Below are 23,011 nucleotides of genomic sequence, written 5' to 3' on the forward strand. Positions count from 1 at the left end.
GCCTGCTATTTTAATGAAGGATGTTAGGTTAAAACCCGGACTGTGGTCATGTTTTTATGCCGCAGGCCGGTTTTTTTTGTCTAACTGTGTCGGAATTCACGGCTTATCTCCATTTTATTGAATATAATGGGGAGACTTTAAAGCTGAATAGAATAGAGGCTTGTGAAATGGCAACAGATAAACCGTGTAAGAATCTGCATCGCTCCCCCAGTCCGGCACAGTGCATGGAGCATTATGGCTGCATCTATGAGAATAATCATCTCATTACGTTGCTGGTGGACCCGGAGAACGGCGGAATTGCTGATGCCAACCGGGCAGCATGCGAGTTCTACGGCTACAGCATCCGGCAATTCAGGCAGCTTCTGATCTGCGATCTGGCGGCTGACCCGAAATCAGGGGTTCAGGAATTTGTAGAGAAGGCGCTGCCTGAGGGCGGTGACCAGAAGAACCGTGTGTTCATCGACCGGCATGTTCTGGCCACCGGAGAGCCCATTGATGTGGAGGTTCATACCGGCATGATGACGATGCTGGGCAAAAACTGTGTATACACCGTAATTCACGACATCAGCGAACGGGTCCGTTCCGAGCAGCGGCTTCGAGAAAGTGAAGAACGGTACAGAGATCTGGTCGAGCTGTGCCCCGAGGCTATTCTGGTCTATAGCAGCGGCACTATCCTGTTCGCCAATAAGCAGACAGAGCGGATGTTCGGCGCCAAGAAGCAGGAGCTGACCGGCAAAAGAATTGAGGATTTCTTCAATGAGGTGTACTTCCAGAGTGCAGAGCATAACAAGCTCAAGACAACAGGTCTACTGAAAGAACGCTTCTGCATTGAACAGCGGCTGATCAGGCGGCAGGACAACCGTAGCTTTGATCTTGAAATTTCCGGGGTGCCGGTCATATATGAAGAAGCGAAGGCGCTGCAGCTGGTGTTCAGGGATATTACCGAGAGTAAAAGGGAAGTGGAGCGGGCGGTCCGGCTTCAGGAGCACCGGCATGCGGTGTCCTTCCCGCTGGACAGCAAGGCGGTTCTGGAGAAGCTCTACATCCCGGCCCGAACCTTAAGCGGCGATTTCTTCATCTTCCATAAGGTCAACGAAGAACAGGTCATTGGCATTATCGGTGATGTGACCGGTAAGGGGATTACTGCAGCGCTGAATATCTCGGCCCTACGGGTGCTGTTCATGGACAGCCTGTCATGTACACAGGACCCCGTACAGGTACTGCGCGATCTGAATTACAAAGCGCTGCAGCATCTGGGTGAGGATTATATCGCGGGCTGCTGCTTCCTGCTCGACTTCGGGACAGGACTGCTCAAGGCAGCCGGAGCCGGAATTAATGAGTTTCTCTATGTTCCCCGCGGCAGGGACTGCGAGAGAATTACCGTTAAGGGTGCACCGCTCGGCATGTTTGAGAGCAGTGAATTTGAGGAGAAGACCATCCCGTTTGAATCCGGGGACCGGTTTTGTTTTTATAGCGACGGGATGGAGCTGCTGTTTAACAGTGATGAGCTGGGGCGGGAGTACGGGTATCTGCTCGAGAGATTTGCCGGAGCAGCGCTGCAGGATGACTGCACCTGGCTCGGCCTGAACATCCAGTAACGGACGGGGTGCTGCCTGCAGGGCGGATTCATGGCGTGTACATGCGCAGGACGATGATTTCAGAACTTATAAGGAGTGAGTCATGGGAGCTATTCATAAGGAAGTGATGCTTCACGGTCTGGAGCGTCATCAGATGATCATTGACGGAATCATTCAGGAGCTTGACTTAGAAGCCTATGCGTTTGATATCCGCCTGATTCTGATCGAAGCGGTAACCAATGCTTATTACCATGGGAACCTCAGCGATTGCAGCAAACCGATTACCATCCGTTATCTGCTGATGGATCAGCTGCTTAAGCTGCAGATAGAGGATTCGGGGGCCGGGGACAGCGGATTGGTGTTCCCGGAGGCTATCGGGAGCGATGAGTTACTGGAAGAAGGGGGAAGGGGATTATACCTGATCCGCTGTTTCTCGGACAGTGCAGAGATGATACATAATACGATGTACATCAGCAAGAGTATCTGTCCCTCATAGAATTACAAAGGGGAGAATTCGGTGAAATTAAGTTTGAAAGTCAAAATGAGTATCCTGTTATTTCTGATTATCAGCGTACCGCTGGGCATATCCGGGGCTGTATCCTATCAGCTGGCTTCGGGAGCCTTGCAGAAGACGATTGAAGAGGAATTAAGGGGGACTACTAATTCTACAGCCAGAGCGGTGGATGCCGAGCTGGAAGCGGTAGGCAATGATCTGGGCATCACCAGCAGGAACAGCGCGCTGGCCGATTTCGCCGGGAATCCTTCTGCTGCATCCTTAAGAAACACAGCATTTAATTACATATCCGGTGTACAAAAAGACAACGCCAAGCTATTGGAATCGCTGATCATCGCCGATACACACGGTAAGGCGCTGATTACCAGCAGCTCCGAATCACCCGGGCTTGATGTATCGGACCGTGCATACTTCCAGGAAGCGCTGCAAGGCAAGGACGCCGTCAGTGAAGTTATTCTGTCGCGGGAGACGAATCAATACATCGTAGCGATCGCCAGACCGCTGCGGGTAAATGATCAGATTACAGGCGTATTAATCGGTACCGCCTTGTTTGAGAATATCACTTCCCCGGTAACCGGGGTGAAGATTGGAGAGCATGGCTACGGATATATGATTGACCGTACCGGCCTGATCGTCTCGCATCCTGAGCAGGACAAGGTCCTGAAGGAGAATCTGGACGTCAACAGCAATGCTGAACTGAATGAGCTGGTCCGGCTGATGAAGGCCGGAGAAACCGCACACGGCTTCTACACCTATGAAGGCGTGCATAAATATGTTTCCTTTCAGCCCGCAGGCAATTGGGTAGTAGCTACAACGGCCAATGTACAGGATTATATGGCTCCGGCGGACGAAATCCGTACTACTACACTAATCATTATTCTGGGCTTTATCGTCGTTGCCATGCTGGCTGCATATTACTTTACCACACGTAATATTGTGAATCCGATCAAGAAGCTGGAGAGAGCCATGGGCCGGGCTGGTGACGGGGATCTGACCGTTCATACCTCAATCCGCTCCGGAGATGAGCTGCAGACGCTGAGTGAATCATTCAACACCATGATTGACAAGCAGGAGGCCATTATCGAGAAGGTAAGAGCAGGCTCGGTATCCTTAACCTCCATGTCCGAGGAAATGGCAGCCTCTTCAGAGGAGATCAGCGCATCGATTCAAGAGATTAGCTCCAGTACCCAGGAGATTGCTTCCGGAGCCGAGAACAATAACCAGTCGGTAATCAATGCTTCCCAGGTGCTTGTGCAGCTATCCAGTCTGGTGCAGCTGGCGCAGAGTAAAGCGTCGGCTACCTCCGGTAATGCCGATAACACGAATCAGGCAGCGCAGGAAGGCAGAGCCAGAGTTATCAGTACAGTGCAGGCGATGGATACGATTCACAGCAGCACCCAAGAGACGGAAGAGCTATTGCTGACGGTCAGCGGGTTGTCAGAGAAGGTATCCACAATGATCGGAACAATTAACAAGATCGCCCAGCAGACCAATCTGCTGGCCCTGAATGCTGCCATCGAAGCAGCGCGTGCCGGTGAGCATGGCCGCGGCTTCAGTGTAGTGGCCGGTGAAGTACGGAAGCTGTCGGATGAGACGCATACCCAGGCCGGCGAGATTACAGGTCTGGTTAGTGAGATGGTCACGCGGATTACCCAGGCCGTAGATTCCATGAGAGGCGCTGCAGAGGCGGTAGAGAGCGGCGTAAGCATTGTGAATGAGACGGACCGCGCGTTCGTGCATATCATTCAGTCTGTTGAGAGGATTACAGAGAATGTGCAGGAGATTCTGGATATTACCAGAGATGAAGTAGCAACCTCTGATCAGATTATTAAGCTGATTGATTCCATGGGCACGATCTCGGAGCTTGCGGCAGCGAATACAGAGAATGTATCCAGTGCAACGGAAGAGCAGGCGGCAACGGTCAATAATTTCGCGGCTTCCGCGCAAGAGATCAGTGCTATGGCTAATGAACTGGAGATTCTTGTTGAGAAATTTATAATCAGGGGTGAGTAGCTTGAGCGAGATTATTATTGAGATGCCGGAGCTGTTCTCGGTTGAGGAAGCCGGACAGTTCAGAGAAGAAGTACGGAATTATATTCTTGGCGGCCATTCAAGCTTCCTGCTTGATTTCGGGACCTGCCGTTTCATTGACAGCACCGGACTTGGCGTGATTGTCAGCTCCTACAAGAAATGTGTAGAGACTGGCGGTACCATTAGGCTGACGGGGATGAATGACAATGTCCGCAAGATTTTTGAGCTGACCCGGCTGACTCATGTGTTTGAGATTATATAGACTTGCTGACTTGAACAAAGGCAGGGCCGTCCTTCGGAGGACAGTCCTGCCTTTGCTGCGGATGAACAATGGATCACTTAATGCCTCGTTATGAGGTTAATCGGTAATATTCCGGGTGTAATACTCGATGATATCCTTGCGGCGGATGATGCCGAGGAAGATCCCGCTTCCGTCCACCACAGGGACGAAATTCTGGTCTGCGGCCAGCGTCAGCATATCCTCCATCTGTGCGTGAATCTCTACACTCTCGTTATGCACATGACGCTGAATGGTGCCCACAGTCACCCCGGTCATATTCTCAAAGCTAAGACCCTCGGTGTTCTTCAGTTTCCATAGCAGATCGCCCTCCGACAAGGTCCCAACATATTTGCCTTCTTCGTCAATAATCGGAATGGCCGAGTAATAATGATTCTCCAGCTGCTCCAGCGCTTCCCGCATTGAGATCGAGGAAGTGATAAACGCCACCTGATCTTTGGGCAGCAAAAAAGAGGATATTTCCATAGGTTAGTCTCCTTTACAGTAGGATGTGTACATAAACGTTAGTTCAATTAAAACACATAACATGATGTAAGCGCATTAACAATTGGGTTACAACTTCGTAAGGGAAAGGGCTGAGAGCAAATAATAAAAGGATATGCCGCCCTCCCAAGGGGAAGATTCAACATATCCTTACCGGTTTTTTTGTATATAAAAGATATGTTAATGCTGGAATTGTTAGCCGTTCTGGCCGTTATCGTGGCTGAGCTGCCAATAGATGCCGAATTTGTCCTTCAGGCTGCCGTAACATTTGCTCCAGAACGTCTCCTGCAGCTCCATGCTGACTGTGCCGCCTTCCTTGAGCTTATGGAACCAGTCTTTGATCTTATCTTCATCCGTATCCATCAGCGTCAGGTTAATATTATTGCCTTCCACAAAAGGCATTCCGGGAAATACATCCGAGAACATTACCGTGCTGCCGGCAATTCTCAGATTGGCATGCATCACCAGGTGCTTGGCCTCTTCCGGCAGAGGGTGGGAAGGATCAGACGGAGCTTCGCCGAAAGTCATAATATGCGGAGGTTCGGTCCCGAATACTTCAGCATAATATTCAACAGCTTCCCGGGTATTTCCGTTGAAATTCAAGTAAATATCAATTGCCACATGCGTCACTCCTCTAGTGTTAAATTAAGGCAGGCACGGTTCTGTCATATTGTATCATGTGCCTGTCTATTTACAAATATACTTGGCAGACTCTAAGATAGGGAAACAAGCGGAGACAAGAATTACAGGAGGACTATGCTGTGAAAATATATGGCTGTGATTTCAGCGGAGCGAAGAATCCGGAGGGCAAAATTTACGTGACTGAAGGGAACCTGGAGGCGGGGGAATTAACGGTAGAGCGGGTGTTCAGCTGTGAGGACAGGCTGGATCTGGCGTATTATATCCGCTCAAGCCAGGCCCCCTGGGGCCTCGACTTTCCTTTTTCCATACCGGACTATTACTTGCAGGAACAATATCATTCATCATGGGACAATTTCCTGAAGGGGGCTTATGACGATACCCGCGAGTCCTTCAGGCAGCGGTTTGGGGTGATACACAGCGGCAGGAACAGCCGGGATATGCGGGTGACAGACATTGCGCTGCAGGCCAAAAGCCCGGTCTCTTCGACACCGATTGCCATGCACGGAATGCTGTATGGCGGACGGAAGCTGCTGTTTAATCTGCGGGAGGCGGTATCCGTTTACCCCTTCGATGAAGTACGGGATCATGCTTCGCGGTTGTATGAGGTATACCCGAGTCATGGCTGGAAGACCCTGCAGCTGAAAAGCAGTGATCCGGCAGCGCCTGCGGAGATCGGCCCCCGCTTCAAGGCGCTTGTGGATGAAACATTCGCGATAACGGTCACGGCGCAGGCTGCGCTTGGAACACTGGATGCGGCAGGGAAGGCTAGTCCGCACGCCAGAGATTCTATGATGGCCTGCATACCGCTCGCGTATTGTATTTATAAATACGATCTGGAGAAACACTGGCCTGTCCGGCCGCCATTCGCCACGGAAGGGGAATGGGCGAGCAGGGAGCGGGAGGGACTAGCAGTCAGACTCTTTTAAATCAAAATCAAACTCCGGATAGAATCCCATCCACCCATGCATAACAACGCTCCAGCTGCTCTGTTGTGATGAGGTCTGAGCGGTGCTCGAACATGATCCTCACTCCGCTGTTCTCCTCGCGGATGATGCGGAGATAGTCTTCAATAGGTGCCCAGCCGTCTGCGGGACTCAGTTCCGGGAGTGCCGGGTAATGGCTGTGCCGGACGGTGTCCTTGACCTGAACGGTCGACAGATGGATTAGTGCTGCGTATTTGGTGTATCTCCTCAGGAGCGCCCGGGCATCGAAATTGGGGTCAAACCTATCCTGCTGATACAGCCGGGCTGTATCCAGACACAGCTTAATATCAGGATACCTCACTAATAGACGTTCCAAAAAATCCTGATTATAGACATAGCTGTTCAGTCCGTCGAATTCCAAAATAGGCTGGAAATGATACTCTCGTCCTGTCCGGCTGAGCCAGTCGAACAGATACTCACTGTACCGGATCAGCTCTTCCAGAGAGGTTTCACTCTCATAGATGTACTCCCGGCGGTCACTGAATCGCCATTGCTGCCAGTCCACGCGGTCATCCAGAATGACCGGCTTCGGATAATGAAACAATACATATCCGGGACGCAGGGTGACCATATAATCCGGCTTTGAAATCCTTGTGAAATTTGCTGTAATCGAATCCTCCGTACTGACCAATCATAAATTGCTGCAAACGATTCACCCCGTATGTCTTCGTGATTATTAACCTTCACCTAGCGAAATATCCGGACTTCCGGGCGGCTGCTGAGGCCGCAGGAACTCCTAGATTCATTGACTTTCTGTGGCAGAGATCAGGAGGTTGTTTATAGAATCCTGCACATAGTACAACATTTTCCTCATCCTATCGTTCAAAATCCAAAATTGTTGTATAAAAAGCAGGATTTCACCGTCTCCAAGCGGCTTAGCAGGATTATTCTTGTATTTCATACAACAATCTTCCCGACACCCGGCTACCAGTGATTCAAAGTTGTAAAACGTACAACATTGTTGTCTACAGTGAGGTTTATTTAGAATGTATAATTCGCCATAATACAGTTTTTACCTGCAAAAGAGTTATACTTGCGGATGCAAATTGCCGGCCGCTCTACCATCAGCTTACTTATTGGAGATGGACAGCAGATAGGCAGATACCTATACTGGAGGAAAGTACCAGGGACAGCAGAGGAGAATGATTGTGATGAGCAAGCGTATTGCCGATCAGCGGCTGATGCATCAGCGGATTCAGCAGCCTCCATCCCTTCAGCCCGGAGAAGTGGTGCGTGCGTTCGGTGCGATGCAGGCTCAGGATTATATGCAGGCCGTCTGGGCTATAGGGCTGCGAACACCATCAGCAGGGTTAATAGAGGTTGAGCAGGCCATCGCGGACAGGGAGCTGCTGCTGACCTGGACGCTGCGCGGGACGCTTCACTTCGTGCCGCCGGAGAATGCGAAGTGGATGCTTCAGCTCTGTGCCCCGCGCATTCTGCGTCAGGCGGCAGCCAGACTGACCCAGCTTGAACTTGACGACAAGATCCTGGAGCGCTGCCGGAAGATCATCTATAACGCACTGAAGGGCGGACGCCAGCTCCCGCGTCCCGAGCTGCTGAAGCTGCTGGAGGAACAGGGCATCAGCATCTCCGGCCAGCGCGGCTATCACATTCTATGGCATAGTGCGTATAACGGCCTGATCTGCTTTGGTCCGCGTAGCGGCAAGCAGCAGACATTCGTTCTGCTGGATGAATGGGTGGAATACTCGCGTGAACTTTCTTTTGAGGAATCATTGAATGAACTGGCCTCGCTGTATTTCACAGCGCATGGGCCTGCAACTGTGCAGGACTTTGCCTGGTGGGCAGGGCTGACGTTAACGGATGCAAGAGCAGGTCTTGAGGCAGTGCGGAGCAGTCTGCAACCGGAAGTGATTGACGGCAACGAATACTGGAGGCCTGATCCTGCGGCAGTAACGGCAGCTGAGCCTGCCGGTGTTCATCTGCTGGCCGGGTTCGATGAATATATTCTCGGCTATAAAGACCGGAGTGCCGTGCTGGAGCCGGAGTCGTTCCCGCTGATCGTGCCGGGCAATAACGGCATCTTCCTGGCGACGGTGGTAGCTGACGGGCGGGTAGCCGGAACCTGGAAGCGGACGATTAAGAAAAAAGGTGTCGAGCTGTTTATAACCCCTTTCGCCCCCTTGGATCACAAGGGAATAGAAGGAGTGCAGCAGGCCGCTGAGCGTTATGCGCTGTTCCTGGGTCTGCCCTTAACCAAACTTGATTATCTCAAATGACCCGATTAACTGCAGCAGATCCATCTACTACAACAACTATAACCGGACTAAGGAAGTGTTAATTATGGAAGACTACACCCCAATATTGGAGCAGATACTTAAGCAGGAACAGGAGCTGCAGTTCAGCGCGTTCAGCAATCAGACAGCCATCCAGGTGGGCAGTGCAATTCTGGCCAGAGCGCAGAGTATGGACAAGCAGATTACGGTGGATATCCGGAAGAACGGAACCGTGCTGTTTCACGCCAAAATGGATGAGAACGGCCCCGGCAATGACCGCTGGATCACCCGCAAAATCAACGTAGTGAATCATTTCGGACACAGCTCTTATTATATGAATGTGCTGTATAAATCATGGAATACTACAATTCAGGATAATGCTTTTGTAGATCCGATGGAATACGCAGCCGAAGGCGGGTGCTTCCCGCTTCTGATCCGGGGTGCCGGAGCAGTCGGAACCATATCTGTGTCCGGACTTTCCGGTGAAGAGGATCATGAGATGATCGTTGCCGTGCTGGAGCAGATCATTAAGCCGCAAGCCAGCTAACCCGCACAACAATTTGAATTATCGCTTAGATCATGGAGGAAATGGTGTATGATGGGCAGTTTCCGCAGGAAGAAGCGGACTGTCTTTTCTATTGCTTAATTACTGGGCGGATTTCCCAGCAACCAGTAAGAATAAAGGAGACTTGCCGTATGACAGCTATAGCAATCAGACAGTTGATGCCCGGTGAGGAGAAGCTGATCACTCCATTAATCCGCGAGGCGTTTGATATACATATTTCCGTTAACTATTCGGCGCAGGGGGTTATTGAATTCTACAGGTATATTGAACTTGCCGCCATCCGGAAGCGCATGCAGCAGGATCACGAGATATTCATCACCACCTCCGATCAGGGAGTTACAGGAATTATAGAACTGCGCAACAACAATCACATCTCGCTGCTGTTCGTGAAGAATGTGTACAAAGGAACCGGGATCGGCCGAATCCTGCTGCAGCATGCGGTTGACAAGATGAAGGCAGACGGGGTCCGGCAAATTACCGTGAATTCATCCCCGAATTCAATTGGGTTCTATGCTTCCCAAGGCTTTGTGCCGGTTGGTGAAGAGGAAGAAGAGCGCGGGATACGTTCGCTAAGCATGAAGCTCGATCTGGAGGGGTAATTGTATAGAAACCTCACACGGGATGCTCCATACGTCATGGAAGTGGACGTTGGGGCATCTTTTTGTGTGCCGTCAGCAGGAATAATCTGGAGGGTTATCGAATAGTAGCGAATATCAACAAATTTCGACTTTTCAACTACATACATAAGCGGGGTATTGCACAATGAAAACATGGAAAAAAACATTGTTTCTGATCGTTACTTTTGGATTGATCTTCTTGCTTCCGTTATTCGGGAGTCTGGCGAAATGGCACGGATTGCCCCCCGGCTACGGCGACTTTCCTGCCCAAAAGGTGGAAGCGGACCCCGGATTCAGCCTGCTTTATTTCTCCCTGGCCTGTGTTGTTGCGCTGATCATTACGCTGGTTTTTGTATTCCCCCGGCTGTTTGGCTTCAAGAAAACCCCGGAGGCCCCACGGCAGAAGGGAGCAGCTACACCTTTTCCAGTCTGGTTCTGGTGGAGTCTGCCGGTCCTCGCGGTCAGCTGGTTTCTGATGTGGGCACGGCTTAAGCTGCATGTTTCCTTGGAGTATTACACGTTTGTTCCGCTTTGGTGGTCATTCATTCTGATTCTGGACGGACTGGTGTATAAAAGAAATAACGGGGCCTCGATTATCTCGCGCAAGCCCAAGGTAATGCAGCTGCTGGCTGTGGTCTCCTGCTTCAGCTGGTTTGCCTTCGAATATCTCAATTTCTTCGTACTCGAGAACTGGTATTATCCCAATAATGAAGTGTTCTCCAATTTCGGCAATGTGTTCTGGTTCTCCTTATCCTATACGACTGTTCTTCCGGCCATCTTCGAATGGTATCTACTGCTGAAGACCTTCCGCTTTTTCCGTACCCGGTATAATAACGGCCCTAAACTGAAGGTATCCGGAGCCTTCCTGATCATTTATTATATCCTCGGACTGATCCTGGCATTTGGGATGGGTTATTATCCATACCTGCTGTTCTGGGTGCTATGGGTCGCGCTTGTTCCCATGCTGTCTGCAGCAATGGCGCTTGCTGGCTATTGGACGCCTTTTACACCGATTAAGAACGGGGACTGGTCCAAGGTCATGCTGATTGGTCTGGCTACCGTATTCAACGGCTTCTTCTGGGAGTTCTGGAACTTTGGCAGTGAGTGGTTCCATGACGATGCCCCTACCAATCCGAATTATTGGAAATATTCCGTGCCTTATCTGGACAAGTTTCATATTTTCTCCGAGATGCCGCTTCTCGGATACTTCGGTTATTTATTCTTTGGGCTGAATTGCTGGATTATTTGGCTGATTGCCGCGTACGTGTTTAAATTCGACGCCGATATCGAAGTCACGGGAGAACAGAGCTAAAGGTGGAGTAGGAATGATTGTTAACGACAACTATCAGATACTGGAAACCATTTCAGATAATAATATAAAAGCGGTTTACAGATGCAGCGAAGCTACAACCGGAGCAACAGTCATTCTAAAAGTATTAAAATCGGAATTTACCGGAGCCGAGGCGGTCATGCGCTTCAAGCAGGAATATAAGCTGCTTACAGAGCTTAGCCACACCGTACAGGGGGTCATCCGGCCCATTAAGCTGGAAGAGCGGAACGGCTTGTATGTCATGGTGCTGGAGGATATCCACGGGCGTTCGCTCAAGAAGGTTCTGGCGGAGGAGAAACCCGGGCAGGAGGCGCTGCTGAAGCTCGCCGTCAAGGTTGTGGATATACTGGCTTCCATTCATGAGCAGAATGTGATCCATAAGGATATCAAGCCGTCCAATATTATCTGGAACCGAGAACAGGATATTGTGCAGGTGATTGATTTCGATCTTGCGGTGAAGCTGTCCAAGGAGAAACGGGAATTCCAGAACAGCGGAGTGCTTGAAGGCAGCCTGCTGTACATCTCTCCTGAACAGACGGGACGGATGAACCGCAATATTGATTACCGGAGCGATTATTATTCGCTGGGCGTCGTACTCTATGAGATGATGACCGGCATTAAGCCCTTTAATTCACAGGAAATGCTTGAGCAGATCTATTCCATAATTGCCAAAGAGGCTATTCCTCCCTATAAGGCAAGCGGGGGCCGTGTATCCAGCGGCTTGTCGGCTATAATTATGAAGCTTATGGAGAAGTCCTCGGAAGACCGGTACCGCAGCGCTCACGGAATCAAGGCGGATTTGAAGAAATGTCTGGCCGGGCATGAGGATTTCGTGATAGGTACAGAGGACCTCTTGAATACCTTCCGCATTCCGCAAAAGATTGTAGGCAGGCAGCAGGAGCTGTCCCGCCTGGAGGATGCTTTCCGCAGCAGCCTCAAAACAAGCTCGCAGCTGATGCTGGTATCCGGCGATGCCGGTGTCGGCAAAACGGCACTCGTCCATGAGCTGCACCAGACCATCAGCCAGGAGAAAGGGCTGTTCGCGGAAGGGAAATTCGACCAGTATAACAAGAACATTCCGTACAGTGCGCTGATCCAGGCCTTCCGGAGATTGATCAGCCAGCTGCTGGAGAGCCCGGATGAGGATTACAAGAGTTATATCGGCCGTTCGCTGAACAAGGCGCTGGGCGGAAATGGCAGTGTAATTACCGGGCTAATCCCTGAGCTTACTGCCTGGATCGGTGTTCAGCCGGAGGTTGAGCCGCTGAATCCTGCCGAGGAGACGAACCGCTTCTTCCTGACCTTTGCCAAGTTCGTGGAAGGGATCACCCATAATGACAAACCGCTCGTCCTGTTCCTGGACGATGTCCAGTGGGCGGATTACTCCAGCCTGCAGCTGGTGGAGAAGCTGGTGCTGGATAACCATCTGCAGAGGCTGTTTGTAATCTGTTCCTACCGGCAGAATGAAATTCACGAAGGGCATCCCCTGTTTGCCTCCATCGCCAGAATAGAGAAGAGCCGTGAGGTTTCACGCATCCACCTGAAGCCTCTGAACGAGGAGGATGTGCAGAGTCTTATCGCTGACACATTGTACAGCAGTAAGGAGAGAGTGCAGAAGCTTACCGGACTGATCTTCAAGCGGTCCAAAGGCAATTCCTTTTTCCTGACGGAAATTCTGAAGGATCTGCATAAACGCGGATTTTTTGTTTTTGATAAGCTGAGCGGGGAATGGAACTGGGATCTGGAGCGGATTGAGGCGCTGCCGGTCAATGAGAATGTCGTTGATTTCCTGGTGGGTCAGCTGCAGAATTTGCCGGAAGATGTACGCAGGATCTTAATGTTAAGCTCGGCCGTCGGCAATGTATTCGATTACGGCATGCTTACCCTGATCGGTGAAGAACCGCCGGAGGTGATTGCAGCTGCCATCAGCCGGGCCGTACACGAGGAGTATATTCTTCCTGCGGACCACCGCTATGCCATATTCTCCGGGACGCTGAGTGAAGCAGGGGCGGCACCGCTGCAGACGGAAATCCGGCTGAAATTTGCCCATGACCGGATTCAGCAGGCCTTCTACCAGATGCTTGACGCTGAGCGGGGGAAAAGGCTGCATCTTAGCATCGGGCGTCTTCTGCTGAAGAATTATGGCAACGGGGATGCCGAGGACAAGATCGTAGATATTGCAGCACACATGAACAAAGGCCTGGAATTTATCAGCGAGCGCTCTGAAATTGAGGATGTGATTGCTCTTAATCTCCGTGCAGCGCAAAAAGCGAAGGCTGGTTACGGGTATGATTCGGCATTCATCCTGCTGGAGGCTGCAATGCTGCTGCTGCCGGAGAATTCTTGGCTGGCGGACAGGGAGCAGACTGCGGAGATCAACAGACTGTATGCGGAATGCGGCTATCTCACCCACCATGTAGAACAGGCGGATCAGGCCTGCAGCCTTTTGCAGAAACATACTACAGACCGAATCGCACTCGCGGAAATATACGAAATGCAGGCCAATCATTATATGTATCTGGGTATGATGCCGGAATCGATCGCTGCAGGCAGACAAGGGTTGCAGGCGCTGGGAATCCGGATTCCCGCCAAGGTGGGAATGGCCTCCGTACTGAAGGAGCTGCTGGTGATCAAGGCATCGCTGCGGGGAAGAACACCGGAGGGGATTTTTACATCGCCGGAAATGAAAGATCCGGAGATGAAGCTGGTCATGCGGCTGCTGATTAATTTTATCCCGCCATCTTTTATTTCAGGAGAGACTTCGCTGTTTGGACTGGTGGTGCTCAAAAAGGTCGGCCTGACCCTGAAATACGGCAACTCCCCCGAGTCGGCGCTTGCTTTTATCGGATACGCCATGCTATTGTCCGGCTTCGGAGATACCAGAGGGGCCTTTGAATTCGGGCGGCTCGGGATCAGGATTAATGACAAGTTCAATGATTTGCAGTGGAAAGGCGCGGCACATGTATTATATACGCTGTTCAGCCATTCCTGGACCGAGCCCTGGGATACGCTGCAGGACTGGTTCGGCACCTCGATTGAAGCCAGTCTGCGGACAGGGGATCTGCTCTATCTCGCCCATTCCGCATTCTATGTGAATCTCTGGAACCCGTCGATGGACATCGCGACCACGCTTCAGGAGAGTACGCGTACAATTTCTATGATTGAGAATACGAAATATAAGGAATCGCTTGCCACAGCGCAGCTGGCCCGCCAGTATTTCCGCAGTCTCGCAGGCGAGCTGCCGGACCGGACATCCTTCAACAGTGAGTCATTTAGTGAAGAGGCCTATTTGATCCAGCTGGAAGAAGCGCGGTATTATTCAGGAATTGCGATCTATTATATTTATAAAATGAAGCTGCTGTTCACTTATGAGAAACACCATGAAGTACTGGAGTATATCGATAAGGCCTACCCGATCATCGGAACGCTGGCCGGTTCTGCTTTTATGGAGGAATTCGCCCTGTATACTTTCCTGAATCTGGCTTACGCCTATAAGGATTTAAGTGTGAACGGCAAACGCAAAGCCAAATCCAGAATGCGCAAAGAGTACGGGCGGGTCCGTAAATGGGCCAGGAATGCGCCGGGAACCTTCCGCCAGCATGAATATCTGATGAAGGCCGAATGGGCCAGAATCAGCGGGAACGATAATCAGGCAAGCCGCTATTATGATTTGGCGATTGAGACCAGTGAGCAAGGAAGCTTTGTACGCTATAAAGCGCTCAGCAATGAGCTGGCAGCCCGGTTCTATTATCATAAGGAGTTCAATGAGTTCGCCGCTTATTTGCTCAGACAATCCGTATACTATTATTCGGTCTGGGGCGCCAAGGAGAAGATCAGGTTCATTAACGAGCGTTACTCTTCCATTGTCAAAAAAATTAATACGAAGGAATTCCTCCATGGCCGGACGGTTACGGACTACACCGAGAGCATTGATCTGAATTCAATGATCCTCGCTTCCCAGGCAATCTCCAAGGAGATTGAGCTGAACAATCTGCTGGAAGCGCTCATGGAGATTGTCATCAAGAATGCCGGTGCCCAGCGGGGCTGCATTCTGATGACCTCCCAGGCGAATCTTCTGGTGGAGGGTGAATATAAAGCCGATGCTGATAGAATCTCAGTGGCTGTTCATGAATCGTCAAGGCTGGATAACCTGCCGGTCTCGATTATTAGACAGGTGGAGGAGAGCCGGGAGAGCCTGATTTACAATGATGCTTTTTCGGAGACACCGTTTGTGAACGATCCGTATATTGTGAAGCACCAGCCGAAATCCATGGTATGTATGCCGCTGATCAACCAGAATAAGACGATTGCGATTATCTATCTGGAGAATAACCTGGTTACCGGCGTGTTCACCAAGGAACGGATGAAGATCATTAATCTGTTATCCAGAGAAATGGTATTCTCGCTGGAGAATGCCAGCCTCTATACAGAGCTGGAGCGGTCGGAAGAGAAATACCGTGAACTGGTGAACAATCTGCAGGACGGGGTATTCATTACCCAGGACAAGCGTTGTAAATATGTCAACGAAGCCCTGGCGCAGATGCTGGGGTATGAGATGGATGAGATGCTGGATCAGCCCTTCGAGAACTTCCTCAGCCCCTCCGAGAAGGAGAAGGTATCGCATTATTATGCAAGAAGAGTTGAAGGCAAGCAGGTGCCTGATGAATATGAGACCCGGCTAGTTCACAAGGACAAGACCCGTGAAGTCATCGTGATCCACAAGGTCATCCGGATCATGTATATGGACAAACCGGCCATTCAGGGGACCGTGAAGGATATTACCGAGCGCAAGAAGGCGGAAGAGGAGCTGCGGCGGCATAAGGAGCATCTGGAGGAGCTCGTGGCGGAACGGACCAAGGAATTGGAGTTTAACAACGAGGAATTGAACAAATATATCGGACTGATCGAGCAAATCTCGATTACCGACGAGCTGACAGGGCTGTATAACCGCAGATACTTCAATAAGCTGTTCCTGGATGAGGTAGAGAAGGCAGCTGCAGACAAACGGCATTTGACCTACCTGATGCTCGACATAGACTATTTCAAAAAATACAATGATACCTACGGCCATTACGAGGGCGATACCGTATTGCGGAGAGTCGGCCAGCTGCTGAATGAGCTTGCTGAACGGGCGGACGGTGTTGCGTTCCGTCTGGGCGGAGAAGAGTTCGGCATTGTGGTGGCCGGGTTCACCCCTCAGCAGTCGCGGGAATATGCCGAAGCGATCAGAAGAAGCATCGCGGAGCTGCGGATTCTGCATGAGCTTAGCCCGGAATACGGAAGAATTACCGTATCCATCGGCGTAGCGGCCGTTCTTGTCGACGGGCTCCGCGAGGAGGATATCTACAAGCTGGGCGATGATGCGCTCTATCAATCCAAAGCGGAAGGCCGCAACTGCGTCACGCTGTTCGAGAGGTAATGAAATGAAGTGTGGGCTGACCTGGTAGGCCATGATATGGCTGCCTGGGTCAGCCTTTGTTGTGTTCGGAATTCAGGGTTTCAGCCTTGTTTCTTGTTTTATCTACAATGGAAAATGATCTTATTATAGACGCTAAAGGCAGGCTGTCACTCGGTGACCGGTATGTCCAAAAACTGAATTGAGACGCTTCGGATTTTTTTTAAAAGCGGTTCTGAGCCGCCGGCCCAGTGTGATCTGATTCGTACGTAAGCCACCGTTTGATTCACCTGTCAGAGTGATTATGCTGCTGGGCTATAGAAGCTGCTGTGTCAAAAGATTCCTCCCCGGCATAAAGTATCTGGACGATTGCCCAGCTGAGTTACAGGCTCACAAAACTTAAGCTTACAGGAGGAATATTAAATGCTGGATCCAGTATTGCAGGCGCCGGACCTGAAGCTCGCAGCCGATTCGAACCAGGTACTTAACTATAAACGGGATGCCAATAACTATATTACACAGCTTTTTGGCGAGCAGCTTCCGGCGATCCGGAACGGGTTCTTCAATGCGCATATGAGCAAAGGGTTTATTGTACAGCCGCATTGGCACACGAATGTGACGGAGATGGTGTTCGTCATCAGCGGCGAGCTGATTACCTCAGTGTTCGATCCGTTTACCCAGAAGCTGATGACCTATCATCTGAAGCCCGGACAGGTCTCCATCTTACCCAAAGGCTGGTTCCACTGGATTCTGGCTGAGAGCGACCAGGTCCATTTCCTGACTATCTTCGATGCGCCAACACCTGATATCGTGTATGGTTCAGACTTTCTGCGAGCAGTTCCCAAAGAAGTGATCCAGCGGGCTTATTGTATCAATGAGGAGGAGTATGCCAAGGCGGTTGCGCCGCTGAAGGAATCGGTTATTCTTGGTCCGCCTCCGGGATGTTTTATTTCCGGTGCCACAGAGAATACCTTCCATTCCAATGCACAGGCGATGCCATATAACGGTATGACGGAAGGTATGAATGCGGGCAAAGCCGCCAAGGGCATGCCTTCATACACAGCCCAGCAGCCGGCGGCAGCTTTTTATCCCTATCCGATGTATCCGCGCCGCTAAACGTACTAACAAGGGATACCGGGAGCCCCGCAGAATCTCACCAATTATCATTCTCCCTCAGGCAGCCTGGCTAATTTCCCCGGAATATGCAGATACTTCTGTTATCTCAAACCGGGAGGCAGGATTATGGAGGAAGGAAAACAAGGTAGTCAGGTGAAGCGTGAGAAGGTGGAGAAGCTGGCGAGGCTGGATAAGCTGCAGAAGCTGGAGAAGCCGCGGAAGTCCGGGAACCCGGGCAAAAAAGGATTATCTGTATGGCAGTTGACGATGCTCGCCCTGGGGACCGTGGTTGGCGGCTCTTTCTTCCTGGGGTCTTCCGTGGCGATCCGGGCGGCTGGCCCGTCTGTGCTGCTGGCTTATGTAATCGGAGGGGTTCTGGTCTATCTCATCCTCTCCGCGCTGTCGGAAATGACGGTAGCGAATCCGGCACCCGGCTCATTCCGCACGTACACCGAGCAGGCGTTCGGCCGGGGAGCGGGATTCACGGTCGGCTGGGTATACTGGACAGGCCTTGTGCTCGCGATGTCCAGTGAAGCGACGGCAGTATCCATTCTACTGCGGGGCTGGTTTCCTGTGCTGCCGCTTGCGCTGGCGGGCTCGGGGATCATTGTTCTGGTAACGCTGCTTAATCTGCTCGGGGCAGAACGGCTGGGCAAGCTGGAGAGCGGACTGGCAGCCTTCAAGCTGCTGGCCATTGTTGCTTTCATTGTGATTGCGGTGGCTATAGTAGCCGGTTTTGGAACCAGGGGCGAAGGCGCGGCCGGTATTCAAGTTGTTCGCGGCCAGAGCTTGTTCCCCGGGGGAATTGCCGGAATTGCAGGCAGCATGCTCATGGTGATGTTTACCTATGCGGGATTTGAGGTGCTGGGACTAGCGGCCTCGGAGACAGGCAATCCCGGAGTCACCATCCCCAGAGCGATCCGGCGGACGATCCTGCTGCTGGTCAGCCTCTATCTGGCGGCGATGACCGCATTGTTTCTGCTGCTGCCCCGGGCTCTGGTCTCTGAGCAGATCAGCCCGTTCGTATCAGCTCTCAGCCTGTATGGCCTCGGCTGGACCGGGACAGTGATGAATATCGTCCTGGTGTCTGCTATTTTGTCGACGATGCTGGCCTCCGTATTCGGCCTGGGCCGGATGCTCCGCTCATTGGCGGAGGAAGGGCATACTCCGGCCTGGATGCGGGACCGTACGGATATCCCGTACCGGGGCATCCTCATTTCCGGCGGTGCCATGCTGGCCGGGCTGGGACTGGGTATGCTTTTGCCGCAGGGAGTCTACCTGTTTCTGGTCAGCTCCGGCGGCTTCGCGCTGCTCTTCTCCTACTTCATCATCATGGCCAGCCACTACCGGCTGCGCCGGCGCAACGGAGGACCCTTCAAGGGCCAGCGCGGGTTACGCGGCTTTCCGTACAGCTCATGGATTGCAATGGGTAGTCTGGTCGCCATACTTGCCAGCATGCCGCTGATTCCTGGACAAGGGGGAGGCCTGGCCGCGGGAATTATGTTTGTTCTGGTGTTCTCGGGCATTTATGCGGTGGGGGCACTGCGTAAGGGGAGAGAATCCGGGCGCAGACGGCAGCCCTCCCTGCAGGTTAAAGTACCTGGAGGCAGAGCACAGATGGAGGCTGCGGAGGAATGGACGGATCGTCATCAGGGACGGCTACAGGAACGTCATAACCGCCCGGATCAGAGCGGCAGGCATTCCAGCCAGGGCGGGACAAAGGGTGGAGGCAAGCGGAAGAAGCGGAAGCGGAAGTAGCGGCGGAGGTGCGGAGCGCAGAACGGCTGCTCTCCTTTTTGGTTATGCAGGAAATTATGATATTCGTCTGTTGTGGATATAACATGCATAATGCCCTGGATGCTTTTCTTTGAAAATTGGAGCAGATCCGTTTCCGCTGAAGGAAGAACTTGTCCTTGTATCAGGGGTCCCACTGCATCTGCCGAAAGTGGACTGTGTACGAAAATCAAAGGGAAAAATCCCTCTAATTCCGCCGAAAGTGGGCTGTATGCGAAAATCAAAGGGAAAAATCCCACTAATTCCGCCGAAAGTGGGCAGTATGCGGAAATCAAAGGGATAAATCCCTCTAATTCCGCTGAAAGTGGGCTGTGTACGAAAATCAAAGGGATAAATCCCACTAATTCCGCTGAAAGTGGGCTGTGTACGAAAATCAAAGGGAAAAATCCCACTAATTCCGCCGAAAGTGGGCTGTACGCGGAAATCAAAGGGATAAATCCCACTAATTCCGCCGAAAGTGGGCTGTGTACGAAAATCAAAGGGATAAATCCCACTAATTCCGCCAAATGCTGCCAAAAGGAGGGAATGAAGAGCAAAATAAGTGCACTTGATTTCACCGGGACTGCCTGGGTCCGGAAAGAATATGCTGCCTGCCGGGCGGGGGACAATCATCCGAAGCTGTTTAGCGGAACCGTGCTTCTCACTCTCCGCCAGCGGGAGTCAGCAACGATACTCCGTTGTTCATCAATGGCACTAGTCTGCCGGCCAGCGCAGCAGCGGATTCATGACGGCCCTCCTTATTCCAGCGATAGGTCACCCCATAGATTGACCAGCTGAGCAGGGTTGCAGCCGTTTGCAGTGTGCGGCTATCCGCTGTGCTGTCTACTCCTGACAGCAGCCTTTGCAGCAGCTGCTCCAGCTGCAGCTTAATATTCTCTTCAATAATCAGCGCCAGGGAATCATATTTCTTCAGGCAGTGATGGCTGGATTCGTGATAATCGCAAAGAGCGGCAACCAGTGTATAGAGCGTTTCCTCGGTCAAGGCTGCCTGGTCATCGATTTTGCGGAGGACAAGCTCCGTGAAGGCATCTGATAAGAACGATTCAAGCAGTGCGTATTTATCAGGGAAATGAGCATAGAATGTGGCCCGGTTAATCGTGGCTTTTCGCGTGATATCCTGTACGGTAATTGCATTGAAGTCCATGGTATTTAACTGCTCGGCGAATGAGTCCAGAATTAACTGGCGTGTCCGGATGACGCGCGGGTCGTTCGGGTTCGGTGAAAGTATACTGGGCATCCTCTATCCATGCTCCCTTCGGTAACTAATGCTTTATCTATTATAAACATCTGCGGCTGCGCCAACCAAGGTATCCCTGGATAACCAACAATACATTTTTCATTTCGCTTAAGCAACAGATGGTGCGGATTGTTGGTTGAATGGGGCAGGTGGCATTGCTAATATTGCATTCGTACCCCTTAACTGCGGGTGCCAAAATAATATTGGAGGTGCGGTTCATGAGTCATCCGCAGAACAACAATCATTCCATCCAAGCCTTGTTTCAGCCTTATACGATCCATCAGCTGACCTTGCCGACACGAATTGTCATGTCGCCGATGGCCCGTGCCTTCTCGCCTGAAGGTGTGCCGGGACCGGATGTAGCCGCTTATTACCGCCGCCGTGCCGAGAACGGTGTCGGTCTTGTGATAACCGAAGGAGCCATAATTGACCATCCTTCAGCAACCAGTGAGTCCAGATTGCCTAGGCTTTATGGGGAAGCAGCATTGAACGGCTGGGCGGAAGTGGTCAAACAGGTGCATGAAGCAGGGGGCAAAATTTTCCCGCAAATCGTGCATATGGGCATGATCCGCCCGAATGGTTCCCAGCCTAACCCGGAAGCCTTGTCCATCGGTCCGTCCGGACTGGATCTGGAGGGGAACAAGGCAGGCGAGCCGATGTCAGAGGACGAAATAGCAGATGTGATTCAGGCTTACGCGGCTGCAGCGCTTCATGCCAAAGAAGCCGGGTTCGATGGCATAGAGCTTCACGGAGCCCATGGCTTTCTGATTGACCAGTTCTTGTGGGCGAAAACCAATCAGCGGACAGACCGTTACGGCGGCGACCTGGTGAAGCGCGCCCGGTTTGCTGCTCAGATAGTTGAAGCTGTACGTGCTGCGGTAGGTCCGGATTATCCGGTAGCCATGCGTCTGTCCCAATGGAAAATGGGCGATTACACTGCCAGACTGGCGGACACACAGGAACAGCTGAAGGAACTGCTGAACGTTCTTGTGGACGCCGGAGTAGATATCTTCCACTGCTCAGTACGCCGTTTCTGGGAGCCCGAATTTGCCGGCTCGGATCTTAGCTTTGCCGGCTGGGTGAAGAAGCTGACAGGCAAGACGACCATTACGGTCGGGGCGGTTGGCATGGACAGTGATCCCGCCGAAGGGGAAGGCCAGACTCATCCGGGACTGGAGGGACTAGTGGAGCGGCTGAACAACAATGAGTTTGATCTGGTGGCTGTGGGACGGGCGCTGCTCGGAGATCCCGCCTGGGCGGTCAAAATCCGTGACGGCCGGCTGAGTGAGCTTCAGGCATTTACCCCTGAATCGGTAGCTGCGCTCTCCTGATGATAGATTGTCTAAACGAAAAGCAGGCCAAAGGTACCCGCCATTGGCCTGCTTTTTGTATCTACTGCTGCTATAGAGGCGTTATTCCGTGCTTACTTCGCTTCTTCAAGCTTTTTGGTAAGGTCCTTGTACTGTTCCAGCAGCCCGCCCAGCGCGTGCTTGACCGCTGTGGCATCTTTGGATTCTACGGCTTCAGCCAGTGCAGCCTGTGCATTCAAGAATCCGTTATCTTCTGTCATCGGGAGCAGAGCCGGGGCTGCAGCAGCTGTTATTGCTATGGAATCTGTGAGTCCATCGGAAGAGAGGCTGTCGGGTGCTGCAAACACGGTGAAATCTGCAGTGGATGAAGCCGCTGTTCCTGTTGCGAAGGCACGAAGGGTCCCGTCTGTTCCGGCAAGCTGAAGATCGGCTGCCGGTGCTGAACCGGCAAGGGAAGGTAGTGCTGCTGCTGTCAAGGCTACAGGTGTGGCCAATTGCACGGCTGGAGCGGTAACTTCTCCTGTTGTATCCAGGGTTAGCACCTGTACATTAAGGCGGAGGGCCTTATTGTATCTGCTGAGCGTGTCGGTCCAGTCCTGAACGGTTTCCGGCGCGTAGCGTTCTGCAAGGTCCAGCAAGTCTGGAATACGTGCAGTAATCAGGATACTTCCCGGCAACGGGGCTGAGGCTGCACTTAAGGTGACGGCGGCGTTCCGGGCCTGTGGCGGCGTGCGGTCTGCATCGGCGAACACAGGGGTTGCGATGGAGGACAGCAACAGGGTGGAGAGGGCCATTCTTCTCAAGATTAAACGGTTCATGAACTAACACCCCTTATGGGTGAGGTTTGTCTTACAGCTCTCAATATAGCGTTCTACTGTGGCAGGA

General features: G+C 51.9%; 19 protein-coding genes. 13 read left to right on the forward strand and 6 right to left on the reverse strand.

From position 1 onward, the window contains the following. The first annotated feature begins 167 nt into the window (after positions 1 to 167). From NSQ73_RS10885 to NSQ73_RS10900, 4 genes are all read left to right on the forward strand, one after another. A complete protein-coding gene (locus tag NSQ73_RS10885) occupies positions 168 to 1,598 on the forward strand; it encodes a SpoIIE family protein phosphatase (RefSeq protein WP_340986400.1) in 1,431 nt (476 codons plus the stop codon). 82 nt (positions 1,599 to 1,680) lie between these two features. Beyond that, on the forward strand, positions 1,681 to 2,073 hold the full coding sequence (locus NSQ73_RS10890) for an ATP-binding protein (protein WP_042138462.1): 393 nt from the start codon (positions 1,681 to 1,683) through the stop codon (positions 2,071 to 2,073). A 21-nt stretch (positions 2,074 to 2,094) separates the two neighbouring features. Continuing rightward, positions 2,095 to 4,104 (forward strand): methyl-accepting chemotaxis protein, encoded by a 2,010-nt coding sequence (locus NSQ73_RS10895; protein WP_340986401.1) that lies wholly within the window; start codon positions 2,095 to 2,097, stop codon positions 4,102 to 4,104. Further along, on the forward strand, positions 4,097 to 4,384 hold the full coding sequence (locus tag NSQ73_RS10900) for an STAS domain-containing protein (protein ID WP_340986402.1): 288 nt from the start codon (positions 4,097 to 4,099) through the stop codon (positions 4,382 to 4,384). Before NSQ73_RS10895 ends, NSQ73_RS10900 begins: the two co-directional genes overlap by 8 nt. 96 nt (positions 4,385 to 4,480) lie before the next feature. Here NSQ73_RS10900 and NSQ73_RS10905 read toward each other — a convergent pair whose 3' ends face one another. Both NSQ73_RS10905 and NSQ73_RS10910 read right to left on the reverse strand, forming a co-directional pair. Next, on the reverse strand, positions 4,481 to 4,885 hold the full coding sequence (locus NSQ73_RS10905; protein WP_039293958.1) for a CBS domain-containing protein: 405 nt from the start codon (positions 4,883 to 4,885) through the stop codon (positions 4,481 to 4,483). Positions 4,886 to 5,098: 213 nt separating this feature from the next. Next, complete coding sequence (locus NSQ73_RS10910; RefSeq protein ID WP_340986403.1) at positions 5,099 to 5,524, reverse strand: VOC family protein; 426 nt, start codon at positions 5,522 to 5,524, stop codon at positions 5,099 to 5,101. 140 nt (positions 5,525 to 5,664) lie between these two features. On the opposite strand from NSQ73_RS10910, the gene NSQ73_RS10915 reads away from it, so the two are divergent. Next, the gene (locus NSQ73_RS10915) at positions 5,665 to 6,471 is read left to right on the forward strand and encodes a hypothetical protein (RefSeq protein ID WP_340986405.1); all 807 of its coding nucleotides are present in this window, start codon (positions 5,665 to 5,667) and stop codon (positions 6,469 to 6,471) included. Between the two features lie 7 nt (positions 6,472 to 6,478). Here NSQ73_RS10915 and NSQ73_RS10920 read toward each other — a convergent pair whose 3' ends face one another. Beyond that, positions 6,479 to 7,159 (reverse strand): sugar phosphate isomerase/epimerase, encoded by a 681-nt coding sequence (locus NSQ73_RS10920; RefSeq protein ID WP_340986406.1) that lies wholly within the window; start codon positions 7,157 to 7,159, stop codon positions 6,479 to 6,481. 520 nt (positions 7,160 to 7,679) lie between these two features. Here NSQ73_RS10920 and NSQ73_RS10925 point away from each other — a divergent pair. The 7 genes from NSQ73_RS10925 (at position 7,680) to NSQ73_RS10955 (ending at position 19,543) form a co-directional block, all read left to right on the forward strand. Continuing rightward, positions 7,680 to 8,765: a winged helix DNA-binding domain-containing protein gene (locus NSQ73_RS10925; RefSeq protein ID WP_340986407.1), complete on the forward strand. Its 1,086-nt coding sequence runs from the start codon at positions 7,680 to 7,682 to the stop codon at positions 8,763 to 8,765. A 64-nt stretch (positions 8,766 to 8,829) separates the two neighbouring features. Continuing rightward, complete coding sequence (locus tag NSQ73_RS10930) at positions 8,830 to 9,309, forward strand: heme-degrading domain-containing protein (protein WP_076243289.1); 480 nt, start codon at positions 8,830 to 8,832, stop codon at positions 9,307 to 9,309. 149 nt (positions 9,310 to 9,458) lie between these two features. Beyond that, a complete protein-coding gene (locus NSQ73_RS10935) occupies positions 9,459 to 9,926 on the forward strand; it encodes a GNAT family N-acetyltransferase (protein WP_052421936.1) in 468 nt (155 codons plus the stop codon). Between the two features lie 163 nt (positions 9,927 to 10,089). Further along, positions 10,090 to 11,256: a small-conductance mechanosensitive channel gene (locus NSQ73_RS10940; RefSeq protein ID WP_340986409.1), complete on the forward strand. Its 1,167-nt coding sequence runs from the start codon at positions 10,090 to 10,092 to the stop codon at positions 11,254 to 11,256. Between the two features lie 13 nt (positions 11,257 to 11,269). Beyond that, positions 11,270 to 16,693, forward strand: coding sequence for a diguanylate cyclase (locus NSQ73_RS10945; protein ID WP_340986410.1), 5,424 nt, complete (start codon positions 11,270 to 11,272; stop codon positions 16,691 to 16,693). A 399-nt stretch (positions 16,694 to 17,092) separates the two neighbouring features. Continuing rightward, positions 17,093 to 17,785, forward strand: a complete 693-nt coding sequence (locus NSQ73_RS10950) for a cupin domain-containing protein (RefSeq protein WP_340986411.1) — start codon at positions 17,093 to 17,095, stop codon at positions 17,783 to 17,785. A gap of 126 nt (positions 17,786 to 17,911) precedes the next feature. Continuing rightward, positions 17,912 to 19,543 carry an amino acid permease gene (locus NSQ73_RS10955; RefSeq protein ID WP_340986412.1) on the forward strand — a complete coding sequence of 544 codons (1,632 nt, stop codon included), beginning with the start codon at positions 17,912 to 17,914 and terminating at the stop codon, positions 19,541 to 19,543. Here the strand turns inward: NSQ73_RS10955 and NSQ73_RS10960 are convergent. Next, positions 19,471 to 20,136 carry a hypothetical protein gene (locus NSQ73_RS10960; RefSeq protein ID WP_340986413.1) on the reverse strand — a complete coding sequence of 222 codons (666 nt, stop codon included), beginning with the start codon at positions 20,134 to 20,136 and terminating at the stop codon, positions 19,471 to 19,473. The two genes, NSQ73_RS10955 and NSQ73_RS10960, sit on opposite strands and share 73 nt — an antisense overlap. Before the next feature lie 83 nt (positions 20,137 to 20,219). Then, complete coding sequence (locus NSQ73_RS10965) at positions 20,220 to 20,816, reverse strand: TetR/AcrR family transcriptional regulator (RefSeq protein WP_039293935.1); 597 nt, start codon at positions 20,814 to 20,816, stop codon at positions 20,220 to 20,222. A gap of 218 nt (positions 20,817 to 21,034) precedes the next feature. Here NSQ73_RS10965 and NSQ73_RS10970 point away from each other — a divergent pair, with 218 nt between their 5' ends. Continuing rightward, entirely contained in the window at positions 21,035 to 22,147 is a 1,113-nt protein-coding gene (locus tag NSQ73_RS10970) for an NADH:flavin oxidoreductase (protein ID WP_340986415.1), read from the forward strand. 92 nt (positions 22,148 to 22,239) lie between these two features. Here NSQ73_RS10970 and NSQ73_RS10975 read toward each other — a convergent pair whose 3' ends face one another. After that, a complete protein-coding gene (locus NSQ73_RS10975; protein WP_340986416.1) occupies positions 22,240 to 22,944 on the reverse strand; it encodes a hypothetical protein in 705 nt (234 codons plus the stop codon). Between the last annotated feature and the right edge of the window lie 67 nt (positions 22,945 to 23,011).

The sequence above is a fragment of the Paenibacillus sp. FSL R10-2736 genome (assembly GCF_038000245.1).
Classification (GTDB): domain Bacteria; phylum Bacillota; class Bacilli; order Paenibacillales; family Paenibacillaceae; genus Paenibacillus_AQ; species Paenibacillus_AQ phytohabitans.

Excerpts from the sequence above, each read along its gene's own strand:
- NSQ73_RS10885 (WP_340986400.1), top strand. The coding sequence starts at position 168 with ATGGCAACAGATAAACCGTGTAAGAATCTGCATCGCTCCCCCAGTCCG.
- NSQ73_RS10890 (WP_042138462.1), top strand. The coding sequence starts at position 1,681 with ATGGGAGCTATTCATAAGGAAGTGATGCTTCACGGTCTGGAGCGTCAT.
- NSQ73_RS10905 (WP_039293958.1), bottom strand. The coding sequence starts at position 4,885 with ATGGAAATATCCTCTTTTTTGCTGCCCAAAGATCAGGTGGCGTTTATC.
- NSQ73_RS10925 (WP_340986407.1), top strand. The coding sequence starts at position 7,680 with ATGAGCAAGCGTATTGCCGATCAGCGGCTGATGCATCAGCGGATTCAG.
- NSQ73_RS10930 (WP_076243289.1), top strand. The coding sequence starts at position 8,830 with ATGGAAGACTACACCCCAATATTGGAGCAGATACTTAAGCAGGAACAG.
- NSQ73_RS10935 (WP_052421936.1), top strand. The coding sequence starts at position 9,459 with ATGACAGCTATAGCAATCAGACAGTTGATGCCCGGTGAGGAGAAGCTG.
- NSQ73_RS10940 (WP_340986409.1), top strand. The coding sequence starts at position 10,090 with ATGAAAACATGGAAAAAAACATTGTTTCTGATCGTTACTTTTGGATTG.
- NSQ73_RS10945 (WP_340986410.1), top strand. The coding sequence starts at position 11,270 with ATGATTGTTAACGACAACTATCAGATACTGGAAACCATTTCAGATAAT.
- NSQ73_RS10950 (WP_340986411.1), top strand. The coding sequence starts at position 17,093 with ATGCTGGATCCAGTATTGCAGGCGCCGGACCTGAAGCTCGCAGCCGAT.
- NSQ73_RS10955 (WP_340986412.1), top strand. The coding sequence starts at position 17,912 with ATGGAGGAAGGAAAACAAGGTAGTCAGGTGAAGCGTGAGAAGGTGGAG.
- NSQ73_RS10965 (WP_039293935.1), bottom strand. The coding sequence starts at position 20,816 with ATGCCCAGTATACTTTCACCGAACCCGAACGACCCGCGCGTCATCCGG.
- NSQ73_RS10970 (WP_340986415.1), top strand. The coding sequence starts at position 21,035 with ATGAGTCATCCGCAGAACAACAATCATTCCATCCAAGCCTTGTTTCAG.
- NSQ73_RS10975 (WP_340986416.1), bottom strand. The coding sequence starts at position 22,944 with ATGAACCGTTTAATCTTGAGAAGAATGGCCCTCTCCACCCTGTTGCTG.